This window comes from Salinisphaera aquimarina (assembly GCF_042643355.1).
Lineage (GTDB): Bacteria > Pseudomonadota > Gammaproteobacteria > Nevskiales > Salinisphaeraceae > Salinisphaera > Salinisphaera aquimarina.
The window spans coordinates 1-605 of sequence record NZ_JBHRSS010000011.1 but is presented as its reverse complement, the minus strand read 5'-3'; the positions used below and the strand labels follow the sequence as shown (position 1 = coordinate 605).

Sequence of the window (605 nt, the reverse complement as noted above, 5' to 3'; positions counted from 1 at the left end):
GGCTTGAGGCTGATGCCGCCGGCATCGAAGGTCACGCCCTTGCCCACGAGCACGATCGGCTTGGCGTTCTTGGGCCCGTTCATGTACTCCATGACGATGAGCTTGGCCGGCTGGCGCGAACCGCGCGAGACACCCAGCAGCGCGCCCATGCCGAGCGCTTCCATGTCCGCTTCCTCGAGCACGTTGGTCTTCACCGCGCTCTGGCGCTCGGACAGGGCAACGGCCTGCTCGGCGAGATAGGTCGGCGTGCAGATGTTGCCGGGCATGTTGCCCAGATCCTTGGCGAACTTGACGCCGTTGGCCGTGGCCACGCCTTCGTCGACGCCGCGCTCGGCGGCCGGCAGGTCGGAGCGGCGCGGCACCTGGAAGATCAGGCGCGCAAGCTTGCGGCTGTGTTTTTCGTGGTCGGGCCCACGGCAGGCTTCGAAGCGATAGAACACGTCCTCGACGGTGAGTAGCGCCTGCTTGACCTGCCAGCCGAAGTCGTCGCGGCCCTTGACGTTGAGCTCGGTCAGATAGAACGCGGCATCGACGCCGCCCATGTTGTCGAGCTTCTTGCCGGCGGCTTCGCAGGCGCGGCGGTAGGAGCGGGCATTGAAGTCGCG

At 66.8% G+C, this 605-nt stretch carries 1 pseudogene; it reads right to left on the bottom strand.

Features of this window, described 5'->3' with window-relative positions:
• Positions 1 to 605: pseudogene (locus ACFOSU_RS20870) on the bottom strand (leucyl aminopeptidase); the annotation flags it as partial.